Source organism: Streptomyces sp. Ac-502 (assembly GCF_045222935.1).
Taxonomy (GTDB): domain Bacteria; phylum Actinomycetota; class Actinomycetes; order Streptomycetales; family Streptomycetaceae; genus Streptomyces; species Streptomyces monomycini.
Map to the genome: position 1 here is coordinate 6463398 of NZ_JBHFFO010000001.1, position 20561 is coordinate 6483958.

Sequence of the window (20561 nt, forward strand, 5' to 3'; positions counted from 1 at the left end):
CGCCCCCCAGGGGCGGCCGCGGCGTCCCGCCGCCGGGTAGCTTGGCGCCTCATGGCCAAGATCAAGGTTGCCCGGCCCGTCGTCGAGCTGGACGGCGACGAGATGACCCGCGTCATCTGGTCGTCCATCAGGGACCGGCTGGTCCTGCCCCACCTCGACGTCGGCCTGGAGTACTTCGATCTCGGCATCGAGCACCGGGACGCCACCGGCGACCAGGTCACCCTGGACGCCGCGCACGCGATCGAGCGGTACGGCGTCGGCGTCAAGTGCGCCACCATCGCCCCGGACGAGGCGCGCGTCGAGGAGTTCGGCCTGAAGGCGATGTACCGCTCGCCCGACGCCACCATCCGCGATGTCCTCGGCGGGGCCCTCTTCCGCGAGCCGGTCATCATGGCGAACCTGCCGCGGCCCGTACCGGGCTGGACCGAGCCCGTCGTCGTCGGCCGGCACGTCTTCGGCGACCAGTACCGCGCCACCGACCTCAGGATCCCGGGCCCCGGAACCCTCACCCTGACCTACACGCCCCGGGACGGCGGCGACCCGGTCGAGCTGGAGGTCCACGACTTCCCCGGGCCCGGCGTCGCACTCGCCATGTACAACCACGACGCGTCGGTCCGCGACTTCGCGCGCGCCGCCTTCCGCTACGGTCTGGCCCGTTCGTACCCGGTGTACCTGACCACCAAGAACACCGTCCTCAAGAAGTACGACGGCCGGTTCAAGGAACTCTTCCAAGAGGTGTTCGACGCCGAGTTCAAGGCCGCATTCGATGCCCGCGGCCTGACCTACGAACACCGGCTGATCGACAACCTGGCCGCCGCGGCGCTCACGTGGCCGGGCGGCTACGTCTGGGCCTGCAAGAACCACGACGGCGACGTCCAGTCCGCCGTGGTGGCCCAGGGGTTCGGCTCACCCGGCCTGATGACCTCGGTCCTGATGTCCGCCGACGGCCGGACCGTGCAGACCGAGGCCGCCCACGGCACGGTGACCCGGCACTACCGCCGCCACCAGCAGGGCAAGTCCACCTCCACCAACCCGATCGCCTCGGTCTTCGCGTGGACCCGCGGCCTGGCCCACCGCGGCGCACTGGACGAAACCCCCGAAGTCGTCGGGTTCGCCCGGACCTTGGAGCGGGTCTGCGTGGAGACGGTCGAGGGCGGCCGGATGACCAAGGACCTGGCACGGCTCGTCTCGGCGAACCAGCCGTACCTGACCACGGAGGAGTTCCTGGACGCGCTCGACATCGGGGTGCGGAAGGCGATGGCCGGCGGCTGAGGCGCTATGGGGGCCTGGTGGCCTGAGCGGCGGCCGGGCGGGGACGCGCCCGGCGTGGCCGGAGCGGGGAGGGCGGAAGTGTACGGGCGTGCACGTCCGCGTGTCCGGTACCCGAACGCTCCCGTGCGCCCGGGAGAAGGGAACTGGCATCCTGGCTCTGAGCATCTCTTTGAGTAACGGCCGGGCGGGCCGCGGGGGTCGCGCCCCGGCGAAGGAGCGGAGCACCAGAGCACTCGACAGGCGCAACCAGGCGCACACGGGGGGTTAGGGGAGGCAATGCCTCGCTGGAGGGCGCTACCGGAAGAACTCGACCCACAGGTCAAGGAGTTCGCCGGACAGCTGCGCGGACTCGTGGAGCGCAGCGGCCTGAGTGTCGCCGCGGTCGCGGACCGCACCGGGTACAGCAAGACCTCGTGGGAGCGCTACCTCAACGGACGGCTGTTGCCGCCGCAGCGCGCCGTGATCGCACTGGCCGAGGCGACCGGCACGCACACCGGGTACCTGACCACCCTGTGGGAACTGGCCGAACGCGCCTGGAGCCGCTCGGAGATGCGGCACGACGTCACCATGGAGGCGATCCGGGTGGCCCAGGCGCGGGCCGCGCTGGGGGAGTTCGGGCCGGTGCCGGGCAAGTCGGCCAAGTCCCGTACGAAGGAGAAGGGCAAGACCAAGGCCAAGGACCGGGACGCCGAGGGGGCGACAAGGGCGAAGAGCAGAGTGGTGGGTCCGGGAAGGCGCCGTCGCCCGCCGCGCCGCCGCGGCGCGGCGACGAACTGCCGTCCGCCGCGGACTTCCCCGGCATGGCAGCGTCCCCGCCCGCACCGCCCGCGTCGCCCACTTCCCCGCCCGCACCGCCCACGTCACCGGGCACGACGCCGCTGAAGCCGGTCGCGAAGGAACCCGGCCGGACCGACCGGCCGGACCGGCCGGACCGGGTGGTCTGGCCCCGCCTGTCCGCCGACCCGGTCGCCGCCCCCGTGCCCCCGCCGCCCCGCCACGAGGCATCTCCGTACGACGTGCCGCGGCAGGGCTCCGGCGGCCGTACGACGGGGCCTGAGGCGGCGCGCCACCCGGCGGGGCCCGTGCCGCCCGCGAGCCCTCCGGACGACGCCGACCGGCAGCTCCGGCGCCGGCGCGTGACCATGTTCCTGGCGGGCGTCGTCGGCGCGCTGCTGATGATCGCCGCCGCGGTGCTGCTGCTCGACATCGGCGGCGGCAAGGAAGGCAAGCAGGCCACGCCCGCGCCGTCGGCGTCCCCGAGCAAGAAGCCGGTGCTGCCGGCGGGCGTGAAGTGCGCCGGGACGGACTGCGCGGGCAAGGACCCCGAGGCCATGGGGTGCGGCGGCCGGAACGCCACCAGCCCGTCGCGCGGGTTCGCCGGAAGCTCCCTGATAGAGGTGCGCTACAGCAAGGTGTGCGGCGCCGCCTGGGCGCGTATCACCGGGGCCGCGCCGGGAGACGAGGCGTCGATCAGTTCGGCGGGCCGGACCGAGAAGGCCGCTGCCGGGCAGGACGGCGACGCGTACACCGCGATGGTCCCGGTGCCCGGGGACCCGGCCAAGGTCACCGCGTGCGGGACGACCACGGCGGGCGGGAAGGGCTGCGCGAAGCCGGTGCCGGCGGGGTCGGGTTCGGGATCCGGGTCGGGATCGAGTTCGGGTACGGGTACAGGGCAGACCACCGGGTGAGGTGCCCCGGGGCGGCGGCCCGTCGTAACCGATCAGGACGCCGCCAACAGCCGGTACGTACCAGGATGTACGCCGCATACCACCCGTAGCGAGAGGATCCACGGTGAGGGGGATTGCCCGCGCGGATCCGGGGCAGGGGGATCAATGACCCCCACGGGTGCGGCATCACCGGGCGGCCGTCCGCGCTCCCCCTCCTTGAGCGGACGGCCGCCCGCCCCGCGTCCGCGGGGCCCGCGGGCCGGCCGGTGAGGCGTTCCACACCGGCCCGGGGGCGGTGCGCCGCGGCGGTCCGATAGCCTGACGGCCGGGTCTCTCGACACCAAGAGATCTCGGTACATGGGCAGGGGTTCCCACCGCCACCTACGCGGCACGGGGGCTCGGCCCCCAGAAAACAGCGCGCAGGAGATCGCCATGACCCGCACTCCCGTCAATGTCACCGTCACCGGCGCGGCCGGCCAGATCGGTTACGCCCTCCTCTTCCGCATCGCCTCCGGTCACCTGCTCGGCGCGGACGTGCCGGTCAAGCTGCGCCTCCTGGAGATCCCCCAGGGGCTGAAGGCCGCCGAGGGCACCGCCATGGAGCTCGACGACTGCGCCTTCCCGCTGCTGCGCGGCATCGACATCTCCGACGACCCGAACGTGGCCTTCGAGGGCGCGAACGTGGCCCTCCTCGTCGGCGCCCGCCCCCGTACCAAGGGCATGGAGCGCGGCGACCTGCTGGAGGCCAACGGCGGCATCTTCAAGCCGCAGGGCAAGGCCATCAACGACCACGCCGCGGACGACATCAAGGTCCTGGTCGTCGGCAACCCCGCCAACACCAACGCCCTGATCGCCCAGGCCGCCGCCCCGGACGTACCGGCCGAGCGCTTCACCGCGATGACCCGCCTGGACCACAACCGCGCCATCTCGCAGCTGGCGCAGAAGACCGGCGCGCAGGTCTCGGACATCAAGAAGCTGACGATCTGGGGCAACCACTCCGCGACCCAGTACCCGGACATCTTCCACGCCGAGGTCGCCGGCAAGAACGCCGCCGAGGCCGTCGGCGACCAGGCGTGGCTGGCCGACACCTTCATCCCGACCGTCGCCAAGCGCGGCGCCGCGATCATCGAGGCCCGGGGCGCGTCCTCGGCCGCCTCCGCCGCCAACGCCGCCATCGATCACGTGCACACCTGGGTCAACGGCACCGCGGCCGGCGACTGGACCTCCATGGGCATCCCCTCGGACGGCTCCTACGGCGTCCCGGAGGGCCTGATCTCCTCCTTCCCCGTCACCACCAAGGACGGCAAGTACGAGATCGTCCAGGGCCTGGAGATCAACGACTTCTCGCGCGAGCGCATCGACGCGTCCGTCCGGGAGCTGTCGGAGGAGCGCGAGGCCGTGCGCGGTCTCGGTCTGCTCTGACCTGCTGAGGGCGGCGCCCTCCGACGCGCCCGCACGACCGGAGCCCGTACGGAACCCTTCGGGGGCCCGTACGGGCTCCGGCGTTCCTGTCCACCCCCGGATTCACACCTTGGTGTGATCTTCCGGGCAAGCGCCTGGCACGGCTCACCGGCCTCCTTTATGCTGCGGCGTTCACGACACGCAACCCGCCCGTCCGTACGGGCTGTTGCCACCCGGGGGAACCAGGTGACGCATCCGCACGCGCCGCAGCAGTCCGGCTCGCAGCCCGTACCGCAGTCGGGCTCGCACTCCGGCTCGCCAACCGGCTCGCACTCCGGCTCGCAGAGCGGCCCGCACGCCCCTGGCCTCCCGCACGCCCCGGATCCCCGGCCGCCCGGCGCCAGCGAGGCCACCCGGCTGCTGTGCGCCGGCACCTACCTCGACCCCGCCTACCGCGACGCGGTGATCGACGAGCTGTACGTCCACGAAGAGCGCGTCGCGGCCCCGTCGCTGGGCTTCGACGCGGCCCGCGTGCTGGCCCACGCGCTGCGCGCCCGCCGCATGGAACTGGCCTGGGCCGCCGCCGTCCTGCTGCTGTGGATCGTGTCCGTCCCGCTCTCCTCCGGCCTGACCCTGCTCTACCTGCTGCCGGTGCTGCTGCTCTCGCTGGCCTCCTTCGTACGGGGCCGCGCCGCGCACCCGCCCTGGTACCGGCGGTTCGTGGGCTGGCTGCTGCGCTGGTACGGGCGGCTCAGCCTGGTGCTGGCGGCCGTGGCCCTGCTGACCATGGCCTTCGGAGGCTCCGGCGCATCGGCGAGCGCCTACTCCGGCGGCATCGCCAACCTGCCCGTCGACCCGCTGCTGCTGTTCCAGCCGACCGGTCTCTTCGGGCTGCACCTGTACGCGGCGCAGCACCTCCACGTCTGGGTCGCCCTCGCGCTCCCCTTCGCCCTGGCCTGGGCCGTCGGCGCGCAGCAGAGCCACATCGCCAAGGTGCTGACCACCGAGCTGTCCAGGGACCGGTTCCCGGACGCGGCCGCCGACCCCGCCGAACGGGCCGAGGGCGCGCGCTTCCACCGGCTGCGCCACCGCATCCGTACCGAGCAGCACGGCCCGCTGGTCATGTACCGCGCCGCCGACCCGTTCTGCGGCGCGGGCACCCCGTACGCGACCTGGTCGCTGTCGGTGGAACTCCGGCCCCGCAAGGACGCGGCGCCGGACCCGGCCGGGGGCGCCGGCGGGCCGGTGCCGCTGGACAACGACACCGTCCTCCAGCGGGTCATTCCGCTGGTGGCGGCGCTCCGCGAGCCCTCGGCGCACGGTTCGCCGCGGGCCGCCGCCGCGGTGCGGGACCGGCTGCGCGAGCTGGAGATCGACGAGTGCGTCTTCCTGCCGGTGGCCGGGCTGCCGTCCCGTGACGCCGCCCCGTACGGCCCCGACGGCTTCGCCGCGCACCGGGCCCGCGCGGTCGAGGAGGGCGGCGAAACCCGGCGGCACTTCCTGCGCGTACGGGTCGGCGGCTGGGGCGAAGGCATCGTCACCACGGTCTTCGTACGCGTCCACACGCAGGGCGGCATGCTCATGCTGGAGGTCGCCCCGCACGTACTGTGGCCGGTGCGCGCGCTGTACCGCGAAGCCGACCGGATCGCCCACCGCCACCGCGGCAACAACCCGTTCGGCAAGGCGGTGTGGGCCCTCGCGCAGACCCCGCGCTCCGCGGGGCGCGCGGTGACGAGCCTGTGGCGCGGCTTCGTGTCCGCCTGGAGCCTGCTCACCGGCGGGCACGGCGGCGCGCTGCCGGACGGCCCGGCGGCCTCGGTGCGCGAACTGGGCTCCGACGGGGACGCCTCGCTCTTCCAGGAGATGGACGTCACCCGCTACCTGAAGAGCATCCAGGACCGGGTGGCGGGCGGCGTGCGGAGCGCGCTGTACGAAGCGGGCTGGCAGACCGACGAATTCGAGCAGCGGGTCGTCAACGTCACCAACGGCGGAGTGTTCATCGAGTCGGCGCAGGGCGCCATCGGCATCGGCGACCACAACACGATCATCAGCAGTGGAGGGCTCGGCGGGGCGGCGGGCGCGGGGGCAGGCGGAGCCCCCAGAGCTGCCGGCGGGCCCGCCGCGCCCGGGGACACGGGCCGGTGAACCACCGGTACGGACCCGGCGAACCGGCGGTACGGACCCGCCCGGGGCGAGGCACAATCGTGGGGCCACGGCCGGCGCACACGGCACCACGGCGGACGAACGCAGCGGACGAACGGGGAGGCAGACATGGCAACGGCTGACGAACGCAACCGCGGCATCCACATCGGCGAGGTGCACGGCGCCTTCGCCATCGGCGACCACAACACGGTCACCCACCACGAGAACACCTCGGACCGTCCCGGTACCGACCCCGCGCACGAAGAACTCCTCACCGCCGTACGCCAGTTGCGCGAAGACCTGGCCAGGGTCGTCGACACCCCGCAGGTCACCCTGCTGACCGCCGAACTGGCCGACGCGCAGGACGAGATCGAGACCACCGGCCGCACCGCGCCCGGCCGCCTGGACCGGCTGCGCACGGCGCTGGCCGACGCGGGCGCGGTCACCGGCATGCTCGCGTCGGGCGCCGCCGTGGGGCAGGCCGTGGCCGCAATGCTGGGAGGCTGAGCATGGGCGAGCAGGGGGCGGCGCGGGCGGGGCGCGCTGGAACGACGAGGAACAGCGCTGGGACTCCGGCGGCCCGGCTCCAGCGCCGTACACGGGCCCGCCACCGCCCAAGCCCGGATTCGTACCCGGCCCCGCGTCCGCACCGGAAGCGGGCTTCTTCACCGACGACACGGCCGACGCGCCGCACCTCCCGGCCTACCCGCCGCCCCGCCCGCCGGGCCACGACCCGGCGGCGGCACCCGGCACGGGCCTGTCCGCCACCCGCCCGCGCACCTGGCCGACGCCGCTCGTCGTCGGCGCGGCGGCCGCCGTGGTCGCCGTGGGGTTCGGCGGCGGCTGGCTGCTGTGGGGCGGCGACGACACCACCGTACGTACCGACCCCGGGACCGCGGTCTCGTCGACGGGCCCGAACGGGGCGACCGCCCCGCCCGGCGCACCGACCGGCTCCGCCACGGACGACCCGGCGACCGGCAGCCCGTCCCCCTCGGGCACGGTCCCGCCCGGCTACCGTCTGGCCCGGGACAGCGCCGGCTTCTCCATCGCCGTACCGCGGAACTGGCAGCGCACCCAGCGCTCGGACGGCGTCTTCTACACCGCCCCCGACGAGCGGTACCTCCTCCAGATCTTCGAGGTCACCGAGCCCGACATCACCCCGCACGAAGCCCTCACGGCCACCTCCCAGAGCCTCGCCGACAAGCCGGGATACGTCGAGATGAGCCTGGGCCCCGCCAAGGACGTCGGCGTCAGCTCCGGCACGGTCGAACTCGTCTACGCCTACGACAGCGAGAAACTCGGCGTCCGCGCCCGCGTCACCGACCGCGCCTTCACCGTCCCCGACGGCCGCCAGTTCGCCGTCCTGGTCCTCGGCCCGGACGCGGACTGGCCCGCCCAGAGCCGTATCCAGCAGACGGCGCTGAAGTTCTTCGATCCTCGGGCTTCCTGAGCGGCGGCTGCGGCGCCTCAACCACCGTTGCCCGTGAGACGTCCGTGCACGACCAGACCGCGGATCAGGCAGCCGAGGGCGGCCGTGGTGGTGAGGGTGCGCACGAGGTTCCAGCGAGTCCAGGGAGCCTCGAAGCGCGCCCGTGCGGCACCGAGTGCGGCCACGAGCCAGGGAAGGGCAGCGCGTACGGCGACCCCGTGGTGGGCCGTGCGCCGCGGCCGCCGCACGACGATCCGGTGCGGGCGTGGACCGTCGCGGGGCGGCAGCGCGGCGGCCCGGCGACCTGAGAAGACGGGCAGCGTCGGTGGGGGACACCAGGCCCTCCTGAACGGACGTTCGCCCCCTCGGGCGGTGGGCCATAAGGACCGTCCAGTGACCCGGATCGGCCCCCGCAAACCTGCATTCCGGGGGCCGGAAGAGTGAGTCGGGTCACTTTCCTTCGACGTTTCGGCATAGGTAAAGGGGTTCCGGGGAGGGGTCCTCGTTGCTGGTGTGAACCAGTGGCAGCAAACCGGAAGTCGAAAGGCAGATCAGACGTGTCGGCAAGCGAGACGATTCACGTAGACGGGGTGTGGCGCTCCGCCGTATCCGGCGCCACTCGGGAGATTCTGGACCCCGCCGATGCGAAGACGCTCGAAGTCGTCGCCGAGGGTGGCGCCGAGGACGCCGACGCGGCGGTCGAGGCGGCACGCCGCGCCTTCGACAACGGCGCGGGCGAGTGGCCCCGTACCCTCGTCGCGGAGCGGGCCGCGCTGCTGCGGCGGGTCGCGGACCTGCTCCAGCGGGATCGCGAGGAGATCGCCCTCATCGAGAGCCGGGACACCGGCAAGACCCTCGAAGAGGGCCGGGTCGACGTGGACGACGTCACCAACGCCTTCCGTTACTTCGCGGATCTGGTGATCAACGAGAGCGGCGGGCGGGTGGTGGACGCCGGGAGCCCGGACGTGCACAGTGTCGTCGTGCACGAGCCGGTCGGTGTCTGCGCGATGATCACGCCGTGGAACTACCCGCTGCTCCAGGCGAGTTGGAAGGTCGCCCCGGCGCTCGCCGCGGGCAACACCTTCGTCATCAAGCCGAGTGAGGTCACGCCGCTCACGACGGTGTACCTGATCAAGCTGCTGGTCGAGGCCGGGCTGCCGGCCGGGGTCGCCAACATCGTCACCGGCGCGGGCCTGCCGGTCGGCCAGCGGCTGGCCGAGCACCCGGACGTGGATCTGTTCTCCTTCACCGGTGGGCTGGCCAGCGGCACGAAGGCCGGTGCGGCGGCGGTCGCGGGCGCCAAGAAGATCGCGCTGGAGCTGGGCGGTAAGAACCCCAACGTGGTCTTCGCCGACTCCTGCGCCACCGAGGAGGGCTTCGACACCGCCGTCGACCAGGCGCTGAACGCCGCGTTCGCGCACAGCGGCCAGGTCTGCTCGGCCGGTGCCCGCCTGATCATCGAGGAGTCGGTGCGGGACCGTTTCGTCGCCGAACTGGCCCGGCGCGCCGAGAAGATCAAGCTGGGCCGCGGCACCGAAGAGGGCGTCGAGTGCGGCCCGCTCGTCTCGCAGCAGCAGTTGGACAAGGTCGAGGCGTACGTGGCCTCCGCCCTTCAGGAGGGCGCCCAGCTGCGGTGCGGCGGACGCCGCCCCGAGGCCAGTGACGTCCGCCCGGCCACCGGCTACTTCTACAGCCCGACCGTGCTGGACGGCTGCCACCGCGGCATGAAGGTGATCCGCGAGGAGACCTTCGGCCCGATCCTGACCGTGGAGACGTTCACGACCGAGGACGAGGCCGTCGCGCTGGCCAACGACACCGAGTACGGTCTGGCCGGCGCCGTCTGGTCTGCCGACACCGCCCGCGCGCGCCGGGTCGCCGCCCGCCTGCGGCACGGCACCATCTGGATCAACGACTTCCACCCGTACCTCCCGCAGGCCGAGTGGGGCGGCTTCGGCAAGTCCGGCATCGGCCGGGAACTGGGCCCCGCGGGTCTGGACGAGTACCGCGAGAGCAAGCACGTTTACGAGAACCTCCGGCCGGAACCGGTCCGCTGGTTCGCGGGCTGAGGCCCCGTCTGTTCACCGCACCACGCTCGCACGAACTTTGCAGAAGGAGCACCACCTCATGCCCGTGTACGACTACGTGATCGTCGGCGGTGGCACCGCCGGATCGGTGATCGCCTCCCGGCTCACCGAGGACCCCGGCATCAGCGTCGCCGTCATCGAAGGCGGCCCCTCCGACATCGACCGCGAGGACGTGCTGACGCTGCGCAAGTGGCTCGGCCTGCTCGGCGGCGAGCTGGACTACGAATACACCACCACCGAACAGCCCCGCGGCAACTCGCACATCCTGCACAGCCGCGCCAAGGTGCTGGGCGGCTGCTCGTCGCACAACACCCTGATCTCCTTCAAGCCGCTGCCGTCCGACTGGGACGAGTGGGAGGCGGCGGGCGCCACCGGCTGGGGCGCCAAGAACATGGACCCCTACTTCGGCAAGCTGCGCAACAACATCGTGCGGGTGGCGAAGAAGGACCAGAACCAGATCGCCACGGACTGGATCGAGGCCACCAAGAGCGCGCTGGGCGTGCCGGAGGTCGTCGGCTTCAACGACCAGCCGTTCGAGGAGGGCGTCGGGTTCTTCGATCTGTCGTACCACCCGGAGAACAACAAGCGGTCCTCCGCCTCGGTCGCCTACCTGCACCCGCACATGGAGGCGGGTGACCGCCCCAACCTCACGCTGATGCTGGAGACCTGGGCGACGAAGCTGGAGCTGGACGGCACCACCGCCAAGGGCGTCCACGTCCGTACCAAGGACGGCGAGGAGGCGTACGTCGAGGCCGCGCGCGAGGTGCTGGTGTGCGCCGGCGCGGTGGACACCCCGCGCCTGCTGATGCACTCGGGCATCGGGCCGAAGAAGGACCTGGAGGCGCTGGGCATCGACTGCAAGGTCGATCTGCCGGGCGTCGGCGAGAACCTCATCGACCACCCCGAGTCGGTGATCGTCTGGGAGACCAACGGGCCGCTGCCGGACAACTCCGCGATGGACTCCGACGCGGGCCTGTTCGTGAAGCGGGACCCGGACCACAAGGGTCCGGACCTGATGTTCCACTTCTACCAGATCCCGTTCACCGACAACCCGGAGCGGCTGGGGTACGAGCGGCCCGAGCACGGCGTGTCGATGACGCCAAACATCCCCAAGTCCCGGGCGCGCGGACGGCTCTACCTGACCTCCAAGGACCCCGAGGTCAAGCCCGCGCTCGACTTCAAGTACTTCGAGGACGAGGGCGACTACGACGGCAAGACCCTCGTGGACGGCATCAAGCTGGCCCGTAAGGTCGCCGAGGCCGAGCCGTTCAAGAAGTGGCTCAAGCGCGAGGTCTTCCCCGGCCCGGACGTGACCGAGGACGCCGAGATCAGCGAGCTGGTCCGCAAGGCGGCGCACACCGTCTACCACCCCGCGGGCACCTGCAAGATGGGCGCCGAGGACGACAAGCTGGCGGTCGTCGACCCCGAGCTGAAGATCCGCGGCCTGTCCCGCATCCGGATCGCCGATGCGTCGGTCTTCCCGACGATGCCCGCCGTGAACCCGATGATCGGCGTGCTGATGGTGGGGGAGAAGGCAGCTGAGCTGCTGGTTGATTCCCCGACCCAGGGAGGTGGTGCGTGATGGCCGCCGCCGCCCCTGAAGCCGGTATACCCCAGCCCCGCGAGGCCGCCGACAACCTGGCGGCCGGGGAAGCCCGGTCTCCCCAGGACCCTCGTGACGTCGTGTTCTCCGTCCGCAACCTGTGGAAGGTCTTCGGTCCCAAGGCCGAGCGCGTCCCGGAGGACGCCGAGCTGACCGGTCTGTCCGCGCAGGAACTCCGCGAGCGGACCGGCTGCACGGCCGCCGTCCGCGACGTCAGCTTCGACGTCCACAAGGGCGAGGTCTTCGTCGTCATGGGCCTGTCGGGCTCCGGCAAGTCCACCCTGGTGCGCTGTCTGACCCGGCTCATCGAGCCGACCAGCGGCGGCCTGGACATGGACGGCGAGGACGTCCGCGCCATGGACAGGACCAAGCTGCGCGAACTGCGCCGCCGCCGCGCCGCGATGGTCTTCCAGCACTTCGGCCTGCTGCCGCACCGCTCGGTGATCGACAACGTCGCGTACGGCCTGGAGATCCAGGGCATGCCGCGGGCCGAACGCCGCGAGCGCGCCGCCGAGATGGTGGAGAAGGTCGGCCTCGCGGGGCTGGAGAATCGCCGCCCCGGGCAGCTGTCCGGTGGCCAGCAGCAGCGCGTCGGGCTCGCCCGCGCGCTCGCCGTGGACCCCGAAGTCCTGCTGTTCGACGAGCCGTTCAGCGCGCTCGACCCGCTGATCCGGCGGGACATGCAGGAAGAGGTCGTCCGGCTGCACGAGGACGAGGGCCGCACGATGGTCTTCATCACGCACGACCTCGCCGAGGCACTGCGCATCGGTGACCGGATCGCCCTGATGCGCGACGGGAAAATCGTTCAACTCGGCACGCCCGAGGAGATCGTGGGCTCCCCGGCCGACGAGTACGTGCGCGACTTCGTCCAGGACGTACCGCGCGAACAGGTGCTGACCGTACGGCGCGCCATGCGCCCGGCCGAGGGCGGCGAGACGGAGACCGGAGCGGCGCTCGCGCCGGACACCCTGGTCGCCGACGCCATCGAGGCCGTCGCCCGTTCCGGCGGCGCGGCCCGTGTGATGGACGGCAAGCGCTGCCTGGGCATCGTGGACAGCACCTGCCTGCTCAACGTCGTCGCCAAGATCGACGCCGGCGAGGTGGCTGCCTGATGTCCGCGCATTCCAGTACCGCCGACGCCGCCGCGGTGGCGGCCGGCTGGCCACCGACCCGGCGGCCCGTACGGGTCGCCCCCGCCCAGGTGCGGACGCTCCAGCCGCCGACCCGGGGCCGGGCCCGGCACGTCCCTGAAGTCCACTCCCTGGCGGACCGGTTCCGCACCGCCGTACAGCGCCGCTGGCACGAGGCCCAGCGCGCCGCGGCGATGCAGATACCGGCCGGCACGGTGAAGCGGGGGCGCGCATGACGGCCGCCACCCCCACCGCGAGCACCGCCACCGCCGCGCCCGACCAGCCGGGCGCCCTGCGAGCCGCCCTCCAGAGCCGCGGCCTCCGCAAGATCCTTGTCCTCGCCGTCGCCGCGGCGGTCCTCGTACCGCTCGCCCACGCCAAGTGGTCCAGCGGCACCTGGCCGAGCGACCTGACCGTCGACCTGACCGGCCCGCTCGGCCGGACCAGCGACTGGATCATCGACAACCGCGACAGCCACCCGCTGTTCGTGTACTTCCTCGGCCACCTCAGCAACGCCGTCGTCATCTCCGTACGCGCCGTCTACCAGCTCCTGCTGCTGCTCGGCTGGACCGGCGTCACCGCGGGCGTCACCCTCGTCGCCTGGCGTGTCGCGGGTGTCCGCATCGCCGCGACCGCGCTGATCTCCTTCGCCGTCAGCGGCGTCCTGGACATGTGGCTGCCGACCATGCAGACCCTCGCCCTGATGATCGTGGCGGTGCTCGCCTCGGTGGCCGTGGGCGCGCTGCTGGGCCTGGCGGGCGGCCTCTCGGAGCGGCTGTTCAAGATCCTGCGGCCGGTGCTGGACACCATGCAGGTGCTGCCGGCCTTCGCGTACCTGCTGCCCGTCGTACTGATCTTCGGCATCGGCGTGCCCGCCGCGCTGCTGGCCACCGTCGTCTACGCGGCCCCGCCGATGGCCCGGCTGACCGCGCTCGGCCTGCGCGGCGCCGACCCGGGCGTCCTGGAGGCCGTCGCCTCGCTCGGCGCGACCGGCCGGCAGCGGCTGCTGACCGCCCGCCTGCCGCTGGCCCGCAAGGAACTGCTGCTCGGCCTCAACCAGACGATCATGATGGCGCTGTCCATGGCCGTCATCGCCTCCATGATCGGCGCGGCCGGTCTCGGTGACCGCGTCTACCAGGCCCTCGCCTCGGTGGACGTCGGCGCCGCGCTCGCCGCCGCCGTACCGATCGTGCTGCTGGCCATCGTGATGGACCGGACGACCGCGGCCGCCGGCGAGCGGATGGGCGCCGACCCGGCCACGCGCGGCCCGAAGCTGCTGCGCGGCTGGCGTGCCTGGGCCGGCATCGCCGTCCTCACCGCGCTGGTCACCGCCGCGGGCCGGCTGGCCGGCTCGACCGTCTGGCCGTCCGGCTGGACGGTGGCCGTCGCCCGCCCGGTCAACGACTTCAAGGAGTGGATGGTCGACCACCTCTACTCCGGAGTCCCCGTCGTCGGCGGCACCGCCGACTGGGCCGCGCACTTCACCTCCTGGGTCCTGGACCCGCTGCGCGACGGCCTGACCGCGCTGCCCTGGTGGGGCGCGCTGCTGATCGTCGCCGCGCTGGCCTGGGTGATCGGCACCTGGCGCACCGCGCTGACCGCGACGCTCGCGATGGCCGCCATCGGCGTCCTCGGCGTCTGGAAGCCGTCCATGAACACCCTCTCCCAGGTCCTCGCCGCCCTCGCGGTGACCCTGGTGCTGGGCTTCGCCGTCGGCATCCTCGCCGCGGGCAGCAAGCGCCTGGAGGCGATCCTGCGGCCGGTGCTGGACGTCATGCAGACCATGCCGCAGTTCGTGTACCTGATCCCGGTGGTCGCGCTGTTCGCCGTGGGCCGCGCCCCGGCCGCCGCCGCCGCCGTCGTGTACGCGCTGCCCGCGGTCATCCGCATCACCACCCAGGGCCTGCGGCAGGTCGACCCGGCCGCGATGGAGTCCGCCCGCTCGCTCGGCGCCACCCGATGGCAGACCCTTCGGCAGGTCCAGCTCCCGCTGGCCCGGCCCGCGCTGCTGCTGGCCGTCAACCAGGGCGTCGTCCTCGTCCTCGCCGTCGTCATCATCGGCGGCCTGGTGGGCGGTGGCGCGCTGGGCTACGACGTCGTCACCGGCCTGGCGACCGGCGACCTGGCCCTCGGTCTGGTCGCGGGCGTGGCCATCGTCTGCCTGGGCCTGATGCTCGACCGGGTCACCCAGCCGACGCAGCGCCGTACGACGGGGAAGGGAGCGTAACCATGGCCCGTACCCGTATACGCGTACTGGGGGCCGCCGCGCTGGCGGGGGCGACGCTGCTCGCCCTCTCCGGCTGCGGCAAGGCCGACATGACCAAGCAGGGCTCGCCCTTCCAGGCGCCGGGCGGCTCCAAGTCCGTGACCCTGTCCACGCAGACCTGGGTCGGCGCGCAGGCCAACGTCGCGGTGGCCAAGTACCTGCTCGAACACGAGCTGGACTACCACGTCGACACGGTCCAGGTGGACGAGATCCCCGCCTGGGACGCGCTCAGCCAGGGCCGGGTGGACGCCATCCTGGAGGACTGGGGCCACCCGGACCAGGAGAAGCGTTACATCAAGGACAAGAAGACGATCACGGCGGGCGGCGGCAACGGCGTCACCGGCCACATCGGGTGGTGGGTCCCCAAGTACTGGGCCGACCAGCACCCGGACGTGACCGACTGGAAGAACCTCAACAAGTACGCCGACCAGCTGCGCACCTCCGAGAGCGGCAGCAAGGGCCAGCTGATGGACGGCTCGCCGTCCTACGTCACCAACGACAAGGCGCTGGTGAAGAACCTCAAGCTGGACTTCGAGGTCGTCTTCGCGGGTTCCGAGGCGGCGCAGATCACCCAGATCCAGCAGTTCGCCAAGCAGAAAAAGCCGTTCCTCACGTACTGGTACGAGCCGCAGTGGCTGTTCAACCAGGTGCCGATGGTGGAGGTCAAACTCCCCGAATACACCGACGCCTGCGCGGAAAAGGGCGCGAAGGACCCGTCGAGCATCGACTGCGCCTATCCGACGACACCGCTCCAGAAGTTCTTCAACACGGAATTCGCCAAGGGCGGCTCCGAGGCCGCGGCCTTCCTGAAGAACTTCCGGTGGACGAAGGAGAACCAGAACGAGGTCTCCGAGATGATCGCCGCCGACGGCCTGTCCGCCGACGAGGCGGGCAAGCGGTGGGTGGAGAAGCACCCGGAGGTCTGGAAGAAGTGGCTGCCGAAGAAGTAACCGGGCGGTAGCCGCCGGGAACCGGCCGGGGCCGGGCGGGTCTGTCTTCGGACAGACCCGCCCGGCCCTTCCTCCTTCTCAGGGTTCAGCGATTCCGCCCGCGTCGTACGGATAATCGAGACCATGCCCTTCACGTCGCCGACGCCCCGGCCGTACGAGGCCGCCCCGCCGCGACGGCGCAAGCGGCGCCGCCCGACCGTCCTCCTGGAGGCCGGCACGGCGTTCGTCTACCTGGCCGCCCTGGGCGCCGAGGGTGCCAACGAAATGGGCTTCTTCGGGCTGCTGCCGTTCGAAGGGAAACTGGCCCTGTGCGCCGGGGCGGCGGCGCTGCTGCCCTTCCGCAGGCGCATCCCCGTCACCTGCCTGCTGGTCCTCGCCGCGGTGGCGGGCATCCTGCCGATCGGCGGGATGCTCACCGCCCTCGTCGCCTTCGACGCGATCCGCCGCGTCGACGGCCCCCGCCGCCGTACCGTCGTCCTGTTCACCGCCACCATGATCCCGGTGCTCACCGCCATCGTCGGCACGGTCTGCACCGGGTACGGGAGCTGGCGCTACGGCTTCGCCCTGGGCCTGGTCGTCGGCGGCGTCGGCATCCTCGTCCCCGGCCTGGTCGGCAGCTCACGCGGGCAACAGGACCGCCTGGTCGTCGCCCTGCGGGAACGTGCCGCCGCCGCGGAGGAGGCCCGGCGGCTGATCGACAGCGCGTCCCGCGTCGAGGAGCGCTCCCGGATAGCGGCCGAGATGCACGACCTGGTGGGCCACCGCCTCAGCCTGATCTCGCTGCACAGCGGCGGCCTGGAGATGGCGCTCGCCACCAAGGCGCCCGAGCTGAAGGACGAGGCCGCGCAGGTCCGCGCCGCCACCCGGGACGCCATGAACGAACTGCGCGCGGTCCTCGGCGTCCTCGGCCCGCTCGGCCGCGACACCGGCACCGAGGCCCTCACCGACGCCACCGGCACCCGCGCGGACATCGACGCGCTGGCCGAGGAGTCCCGCGCCGCGGGCATCGCCGTCACCGTCCGCTGGCAGGGCTCCGACCTCGACGCCCTCGAACCGCGGGTACGGCGCGCGGTGCACCGCGTCGTCCGCGAGTCGCTGACCAACGTCCACCGCTACGCGACCGGCGCGACCGTCGAACTGACCGTGGAGCACACCGACGACCGCGTACGCGTCACCGTCCGCAACGGCGCGCCCCCGGCGCCCCCCGAGGCCGCCACCGGCCTCGGCACCGGCCGCGGACTGACCGGCCTGCGCGAACGGGTCGGCCTGCTCGGCGGCGAGCTGCGCACCGGACCGACCGGCGCCGGCGGCTTCCTGGTCGAGGCGACGGTCCCCGCGCACCCCGCCTCGCCCTCGGCGTCCGCCGCCCACCCGGAGGCTTCCCCTCCTCCTGACCGCCGAAGAACACCAGCAGTCCGGCGCCCTGCCCGGCGTCCTGCGCCACCTGCCCGGCCTGGCGACCGGCGTCCTCGGACTCGTGGGGGTGGGGGCGATGCTGGTGTTCGGACTGGGCCTGGTGCAGAGCTCCCGGCCGGTCCAGGAACCCCTCTCCCCGGACAGCGTCCATGTCGGCATGGGCCGGCAGGACGTCGAATCCGCGTACCTGTACGACAACGACCTCGCCCGCGCCGCCGCCGCGGGCCACGAGCCGCGCCGGCCCAGCGGCACCGAGTGCATCTTCCCGTACACCGGCGACGAGGCGATTGGCGGACGGCTGGAACTCACCCGGTACTGCTTCCGTGCCGGCGTACTGACCGACATCGACAGATTCTGGGTGCCGTCGGTCCGCTGATCTCCTGGCCTCCACCGCCTCGATCGACCTCCACCACCCCGATTGACCTTCAACCCCCGATTGGCGTTCAACCCCCGACCGACCCTCGTTCCCCCGATCGGCCGACAGTCCCCCGATCCGACTGCCGTGGACGGTCCGCTGCGGCTACCGTTCGGCCAGGCAGCCGGCCGTCGGCCGTCGGCAGTCGGCCCTCCGCCCTCGCCCGCCGGCCGCCGAGGGGAGCGACGACATGGCCGTGGAGTCCTGGCACGCGTACGTGATCCGGTACCTGGAGCCGTTGCTGGAGGTGTGCCGGGACGTGCACCGGCGCGAACAGCGCGCCGGGACCTGGACGAACCCGGTGCCGGGGGCACTGGAATGGACCCTGCCCTGGGGCCTGGACGACGGCAACGGCCTGGTGCGGCTGACCGTCTTCAGCGAGCACGGCCCCGAACGCGACAAGACCTGGGCCCGGGTGGTCGTCGCCGCGGACACCACCGCCTTCATGGGACCGGGCACCGGCGCCGCCGCGCCGCCCCGGTTCACGGCCCGGGGCAGCGGGCGGGCCACCCAGGGCGACCCGCCCGCCCCGGGCCCCACACCGCGGCCGGACACGCGGCTGACGCGGGGCATGGCGGAAGCGCTGCTGGCCGGAGTAGGCGGAGTACCCGATTCACTCTGCGAGGAGCCCGGCGGCGAATACAGCTTCGGGGTGCCCATGGACCTTGAGTGAGCGAGAGCACCGACCGATGACGGCCCCGGCCCCGCGCGGGCGCCCCGTTAGCCTGTGCGCATGAGCGATCTCCCCGCCGCGCGTGCCGCACAGCCCGTACGAGTCCTCCTCGCCGACGACGAGGAAATGATCCGGCACGGTGTCCGCCTCATCCTCAAGCACGCCGAGGACATCGACGTCGTCGCGGAGGCCGCCAACGGCGCCGAGGCGGTCGAACTGGCCGCCCGCACCCCGGTCGACGTCGCTCTCGTCGACATCCGGATGCCGGTGCTCGACGGCCTCGCCGCCATCGAGCAGCTGGTCCGGCTCGACCCCAAGCCGCAGGTCGTCATGCTCACCACCTTCGGCGACGAGGAGAACGTCACCCGCGCCCTCCAGGCCGGCGCCAGCGGCTTCCTGCTCAAGGACGAGGGGCCGCAGGAACTGATCAGCGCCGTACGGGCCGCGGCGGCCGGCGACGCGGTGCTCTCGCCCGGCGTGACCGGCCATGTCGTCAAACGGATGCTCCAGGGCGGCGGCCGGACCGGCACCGCCAACGGCACGGACGGCACCGACCAGCGGCTCGCCACGCTGACCGACCGGGAACGGGAGGTACTGGCGATGCTCGGCCAGGGCCTGTCGAACCTGGACATCGGCAGCCGCCTGGAGATCGGCCTGGGCACGGTCAAGACGCACGTCGGGCGCATCCTCGACAAGACCGGCACCCAGAGCCGCGTACAGGCAGCGCTGCTGGCGCACCAGGCGGGCCTGGCGGGCTGAGGCGCGGCGTCCGGACCGCAGGTCAGGGTCCGTAAAAAGGTTGGGGTACAGCGCGACCCCTCGGCGCCGTCCCCGCGTGGAGCCCGGGCATAGTAGAAGCGCCCCCGGCCGGGGCATGTCGACGACATGACACCTCACCGGACGCCCAACCAGGGGGAACACGCTCCATGCCTGTCATACGCCGTACCGCAACGGCCGCCGCCGCGGCAGTCGCCCTGTTCGCCACCGCGACCGCCTGCGGCCCGCAGGGCGACAAGGCCGCCGCCCCCGGCAGTTCGGCGGCGGCGGACCACCAGGGCGTCGGCGAGGCGGGTGCGGACGCGGGCGGCGCCGGTCTGCCGAGCGGGATGCCCACCAGCCTCGACGACGTGAAGAAGTGGCAGCGGGGCGGCTGGAAGGACTGGGACCAGTGGGCCCGCAAGGCGTCCGAGTTCGTCAACCCCGTCATCAAGGACCTGTGGAACCCGTCCCGGATGGCCGAGGCCAGGAACACGCCGGACGTCACCACCCAGAACGCGGGTGACGCCGGTGGCAGCGACCCGGAACCGCGCCCGGTCCAGGCCCGGCAGGTGGCCCGCCCGTACCACCAGCACATGGCCCCCATAGGCAAGATCATGTTCGACAGCCCGCAGGGCCCGATGGTCTGCTCCGGCACGGTCGTCGAGGACCCGGCACACCCCGGCAAGTCGAACCTGGTGTGGACCGCGGGCCACTGCGTGCACACCGGCAAGAGCGGCGGCTGGATGCGCAACATCGTCTTCGTGCCGTCCTACAACGACGAGGGCCTGCCCATGAGCCAGGTCGGCCGGGCTCCGGCGCAGGAGGTCGCGCCGTACGGAGTGTGGTGGGCGAACTGGGTCACCACGTCCGGTGAGTGGATCGACATGGGCAGCACCAAGTCCGGCAACGCGGGCAGCGCGTACGACTTCGCCGTCCTGCACGTCCAGCCGGAAGGGGGCGGCGGCAAGTCGCTCCAGGAGACCGTCGGCGCCGCCCTGCCGGTCTGGTTCGGCGCGCCCTCGGCGGACCGCGTCAGCGGCCTCCAGGCGTTCGGCTACCCGGCCGCGCCCCCGTACGACGGCGCCCGCATGATGAACTGCCCCGCCCGCCCCGGCCGCCTCACGATGGCCCAGGGCACTCCCACGATGTACCGCATCGGCTGCACGATGACCGGCGGCACGTCCGGCGGCGGCTGGTTCACGAACTACGGCGGCCGCACGTACCTGGTCTCCAACAGCTCCATCGGCTCCCTGAACCACACCTGGCTGGCCGGCCCGCACCTGGGCGCGGAGGCGAAGCGGGTCTTCGAGGGGATCAGCCGCAAGTTCGCGTGACGTTCCTCGGGAGAAACCGG

General features: G+C 72.6%; 17 protein-coding genes and 1 pseudogene. 17 read left to right on the forward strand and 1 reads right to left on the reverse strand.

The genetic code is table 11. The features are described from left to right. Positions 1–51 precede the first annotated feature (51 nt). The 7 genes and pseudogenes from ACEXOX_RS29500 (at position 52) to ACEXOX_RS29530 (ending at position 7932) form a co-directional block, all read left to right on the forward strand. Positions 52–1272: an NADP-dependent isocitrate dehydrogenase gene (locus tag ACEXOX_RS29500; RefSeq protein WP_406524148.1), complete on the forward strand. Its 1221-nt coding sequence runs from the start codon at positions 52–54 to the stop codon at positions 1270–1272. 276 nt (positions 1273–1548) lie between these two features. Further along, positions 1549–1897: pseudogene (locus ACEXOX_RS29505) on the forward strand (helix-turn-helix domain-containing protein); the annotation flags it as partial. A 175-nt stretch (positions 1898–2072) separates the two neighbouring features. Then, positions 2073–2960 carry a DUF2690 domain-containing protein gene (locus ACEXOX_RS29510; RefSeq protein WP_406524149.1) on the forward strand — a complete coding sequence of 296 codons (888 nt, stop codon included), beginning with the start codon at positions 2073–2075 and terminating at the stop codon, positions 2958–2960. Between the two features lie 411 nt (positions 2961–3371). After that, on the forward strand, positions 3372–4361 hold the full coding sequence (locus ACEXOX_RS29515; protein WP_406524150.1) for a malate dehydrogenase: 990 nt from the start codon (positions 3372–3374) through the stop codon (positions 4359–4361). Between the two features lie 225 nt (positions 4362–4586). After that, the gene (locus ACEXOX_RS29520; protein ID WP_406524151.1) at positions 4587–6485 is read left to right on the forward strand and encodes a hypothetical protein; all 1899 of its coding nucleotides are present in this window, start codon (positions 4587–4589) and stop codon (positions 6483–6485) included. Positions 6486–6611: 126 nt separating this feature from the next. Next, complete coding sequence (locus tag ACEXOX_RS29525) at positions 6612–6989, forward strand: hypothetical protein (RefSeq protein ID WP_406524152.1); 378 nt, start codon at positions 6612–6614, stop codon at positions 6987–6989. Positions 6990–7299: 310 nt separating this feature from the next. Beyond that, complete coding sequence (locus ACEXOX_RS29530; protein ID WP_406524153.1) at positions 7300–7932, forward strand: hypothetical protein; 633 nt, start codon at positions 7300–7302, stop codon at positions 7930–7932. 17 nt (positions 7933–7949) lie between these two features. Here ACEXOX_RS29530 and ACEXOX_RS29535 read toward each other — a convergent pair whose 3' ends face one another. Continuing rightward, complete coding sequence (locus ACEXOX_RS29535) at positions 7950–8096, reverse strand: hypothetical protein (RefSeq protein ID WP_406524154.1); 147 nt, start codon at positions 8094–8096, stop codon at positions 7950–7952. Between the two features lie 372 nt (positions 8097–8468). Between ACEXOX_RS29535 and ACEXOX_RS29540 the strand changes: the two genes are divergently transcribed. From ACEXOX_RS29540 to ACEXOX_RS29585, 10 genes are all read left to right on the forward strand, one after another. Further along, the gene (locus ACEXOX_RS29540) at positions 8469–9977 is read left to right on the forward strand and encodes an aldehyde dehydrogenase family protein (RefSeq protein WP_406524155.1); all 1509 of its coding nucleotides are present in this window, start codon (positions 8469–8471) and stop codon (positions 9975–9977) included. A gap of 58 nt (positions 9978–10035) precedes the next feature. Then, on the forward strand, positions 10036–11577 hold the full coding sequence (locus ACEXOX_RS29545) for a GMC family oxidoreductase (protein WP_406524156.1): 1542 nt from the start codon (positions 10036–10038) through the stop codon (positions 11575–11577). Beyond that, the gene (locus ACEXOX_RS29550) at positions 11577–12710 is read left to right on the forward strand and encodes a glycine betaine/L-proline ABC transporter ATP-binding protein (protein ID WP_406524157.1); all 1134 of its coding nucleotides are present in this window, start codon (positions 11577–11579) and stop codon (positions 12708–12710) included. The genes ACEXOX_RS29545 and ACEXOX_RS29550 overlap by 1 nt, the downstream gene beginning before the upstream one ends. Continuing rightward, positions 12710–12964, forward strand: coding sequence for a hypothetical protein (locus ACEXOX_RS29555; RefSeq protein WP_406524158.1), 255 nt, complete (start codon positions 12710–12712; stop codon positions 12962–12964). Before ACEXOX_RS29550 ends, ACEXOX_RS29555 begins: the two co-directional genes overlap by 1 nt. Beyond that, positions 12961–14955, forward strand: coding sequence for an ABC transporter permease (locus ACEXOX_RS29560; RefSeq protein ID WP_406524159.1), 1995 nt, complete (start codon positions 12961–12963; stop codon positions 14953–14955). Before ACEXOX_RS29555 ends, ACEXOX_RS29560 begins: the two co-directional genes overlap by 4 nt. A 2-nt stretch (positions 14956–14957) precedes the next feature. Then, a complete protein-coding gene (locus ACEXOX_RS29565; RefSeq protein WP_406524160.1) occupies positions 14958–15944 on the forward strand; it encodes an ABC transporter substrate-binding protein in 987 nt (328 codons plus the stop codon). A 123-nt stretch (positions 15945–16067) separates the two neighbouring features. Further along, the gene (locus tag ACEXOX_RS29570) at positions 16068–17996 is read left to right on the forward strand and encodes a histidine kinase (protein ID WP_406524161.1); all 1929 of its coding nucleotides are present in this window, start codon (positions 16068–16070) and stop codon (positions 17994–17996) included. Next, on the forward strand, positions 17966–18448 hold the full coding sequence (locus ACEXOX_RS29575; RefSeq protein WP_406524162.1) for a hypothetical protein: 483 nt from the start codon (positions 17966–17968) through the stop codon (positions 18446–18448). The genes ACEXOX_RS29570 and ACEXOX_RS29575 overlap by 31 nt, the downstream gene beginning before the upstream one ends. A gap of 60 nt (positions 18449–18508) precedes the next feature. Continuing rightward, positions 18509–19207: a response regulator gene (locus ACEXOX_RS29580; protein WP_406524163.1), complete on the forward strand. Its 699-nt coding sequence runs from the start codon at positions 18509–18511 to the stop codon at positions 19205–19207. A 167-nt stretch (positions 19208–19374) separates the two neighbouring features. Continuing rightward, complete coding sequence (locus ACEXOX_RS29585; protein ID WP_406524164.1) at positions 19375–20541, forward strand: trypsin-like serine peptidase; 1167 nt, start codon at positions 19375–19377, stop codon at positions 20539–20541. Positions 20542–20561 lie beyond the last annotated feature (20 nt).

Excerpts from the sequence above, each read along its gene's own strand:
- ACEXOX_RS29500 (WP_406524148.1), top strand. The coding sequence starts at position 52 with ATGGCCAAGATCAAGGTTGCCCGGCCCGTCGTCGAGCTGGACGGCGAC.
- ACEXOX_RS29545 (WP_406524156.1), top strand. The coding sequence starts at position 10,036 with ATGCCCGTGTACGACTACGTGATCGTCGGCGGTGGCACCGCCGGATCG.
- ACEXOX_RS29575 (WP_406524162.1), top strand. The coding sequence starts at position 17,966 with ATGGCCGTGGAGTCCTGGCACGCGTACGTGATCCGGTACCTGGAGCCG.
- ACEXOX_RS29565 (WP_406524160.1), top strand. The coding sequence starts at position 14,958 with ATGGCCCGTACCCGTATACGCGTACTGGGGGCCGCCGCGCTGGCGGGG.
- ACEXOX_RS29510 (WP_406524149.1), top strand. The coding sequence starts at position 2,073 with ATGGCAGCGTCCCCGCCCGCACCGCCCGCGTCGCCCACTTCCCCGCCC.
- ACEXOX_RS29560 (WP_406524159.1), top strand. The coding sequence starts at position 12,961 with ATGACGGCCGCCACCCCCACCGCGAGCACCGCCACCGCCGCGCCCGAC.
- ACEXOX_RS29525 (WP_406524152.1), top strand. The coding sequence starts at position 6,612 with ATGGCAACGGCTGACGAACGCAACCGCGGCATCCACATCGGCGAGGTG.
- ACEXOX_RS29580 (WP_406524163.1), top strand. The coding sequence starts at position 18,509 with ATGAGCGATCTCCCCGCCGCGCGTGCCGCACAGCCCGTACGAGTCCTC.
- ACEXOX_RS29515 (WP_406524150.1), top strand. The coding sequence starts at position 3,372 with ATGACCCGCACTCCCGTCAATGTCACCGTCACCGGCGCGGCCGGCCAG.
- ACEXOX_RS29585 (WP_406524164.1), top strand. The coding sequence starts at position 19,375 with ATGCCTGTCATACGCCGTACCGCAACGGCCGCCGCCGCGGCAGTCGCC.
- ACEXOX_RS29550 (WP_406524157.1), top strand. The coding sequence starts at position 11,577 with ATGGCCGCCGCCGCCCCTGAAGCCGGTATACCCCAGCCCCGCGAGGCC.
- ACEXOX_RS29570 (WP_406524161.1), top strand. The coding sequence starts at position 16,068 with ATGCCCTTCACGTCGCCGACGCCCCGGCCGTACGAGGCCGCCCCGCCG.
- ACEXOX_RS29555 (WP_406524158.1), top strand. The coding sequence starts at position 12,710 with ATGTCCGCGCATTCCAGTACCGCCGACGCCGCCGCGGTGGCGGCCGGC.